The sequence below is a fragment of the Dellaglioa sp. CoH-57-MRSF-17 genome (genome assembly GCF_056782015.1).
In genome coordinates this window covers 1-1799 of sequence record NZ_JBXAXY010000012.1, presented here as the reverse complement: position 1 = coordinate 1799, position 1799 = coordinate 1, and the positions used below count along the sequence as shown (strand labels likewise).

The window sequence follows — 1799 nt, the reverse complement described above, 5'->3', positions numbered from 1 at the left end:
GGTGGAGCGCTTAGAAGTGAGAATGCCGGTATGAGTAGCGAAAGACAGGTGAGAATCCTGTCCACCGAATGACTAAGGTTTCCTGGGGAAGGCTCGTCCTCCCAGGGTTAGTCGGGACCTAAGTCGAGGCCGAGAGGCGTAGACGATGGATAACAGGTTGAGATTCCTGTACTAGTTATATTTGTTTGAACGATGGAGGGACGCAGCAGGCTAAGGAAGCGCACTGATGGATATGTGCGTCCAAGCAATAAGTCTGAAGTTGAGTTAAATGCTTAACTTTAAGGACAAGTTGTGATGGGGAGCGAAATTAAGTAGCGAAGTAACTGATGTCACACTGCCAAGAAAAGCTTCTAGTTAGAATATAACTACCCGTACCGCAAACCGACACAGGTAGTCGAGGAGAGTATCCTAAGGTGTGCGAGAGAACTCTCGTTAAGGAACTCGGCAAAATGACCCCGTAACTTCGGGAGAAGGGGTGCTGACCGAAAGGTCAGCCGCAGTGAATAGGCCCAAACGACTGTTTATCAAAAACACAGGTTTCTGCAAAATCGTAAGATGACGTATAGGGGCTGACGCCTGCCCGGTGCTGGAAGGTTAAGAGGATGAGTTAGCTTCGGCGAAGCCCAGAATTGAAGCCCCAGTAAACGGCGGCCGTAACTATAACGGTCCTAAGGTAGCGAAATTCCTTGTCGGGTAAGTTCCGACCCGCACGAAAGGCGTAACGATTTGGGCACTGTCTCAACGAGAGACTCGGTGAAATTATAATACCCGTGAAGATGCGGGTTACCCGCGACAGGACGGAAAGACCCCATGGAGCTTTACTGTAGCTTGATATTGAGTGTTTGTATAACTTGTACAGGATAGGTAGGAGCCGTAGAGACCGGAACGCTAGTTTCGGAGGAGGCATTGGTGGGATACTACCCTCGTTGTATGAACACTCTAACCCTCGCCACTAATCGTGGTGGGAGACAGTGTCAGGTGGGCAGTTTGACTGGGGCGGTCGCCTCCTAAAAGGTAACGGAGGCGCCCAAAGGTTCCCTCAGAATGGTTGGAAATCATTCGCAGAGTGTAAAGGCACAAGGGAGCTTGACTGCGAGACTTACAGGTCGAGCAGGGACGAAAGTCGGGCTTAGTGATCCGGTGGTTCCGTATGGAAGGGCCATCGCTCAACGGATAAAAGCTACCCTGGGGATAACAGGCTTATCTCCCCCAAGAGTCCACATCGACGGGGAGGTTTGGCACCTCGATGTCGGCTCATCGCATCCTGGGGCTGTAGTCGGTCCCAAGGGTTGGGCTGTTCGCCCATTAAAGCGGTACGCGAGCTGGGTTCAGAACGTCGTGAGACAGTTCGGTCCCTATCCGTCGCGGGCGTAGGAAATTTGAGAGGAGCTGTCCTTAGTACGAGAGGACCGGGATGGACATACCTCTGGTGTACCAGTTGTTCTGCCAAGGGCATCGCTGGGTAGCTATGTATGGATGAGATAAACGCTGAAAGCATCTAAGTGTGAAGCTCACCTCGAGATTAGATTTCCCATTCCTTTATGGAAGTAAGACCCCTGAAAGATTATCAGGTAGATAGGTTGGAAGTGGAAGTACAGTGATGTATGGAGCGGACCAATACTAATCGGTCGAGGACTTAACCACAAAGTGGTGTGAAACGGTGTACGGCTTAAAAATCAATGATAAATATTAGCTAGTTTTGAGAGAATAAGTTTTCTCAAAAAAAGAGTGTGGTGGCGATAGCAAGAAGGATACACCTGTTCCCATGTCGAACACAGAAGTTAAGCTTCTTAGCGCCA

At 50.0% G+C, this 1799-nt stretch carries 2 rRNA genes (1 of these 2 running past the window's edge); both read left to right on the top strand.

From position 1 onward, the window contains the following. Positions 1-1644 (top strand): 23S ribosomal RNA (locus AC1RPJ_RS07510); it begins 1375 nt to the left of the window's first position. An 85-nt stretch (positions 1645-1729) separates the two neighbouring features. Beyond that, positions 1730-1799 (top strand): 5S ribosomal RNA (gene rrf / locus AC1RPJ_RS07505); the annotation flags it as partial.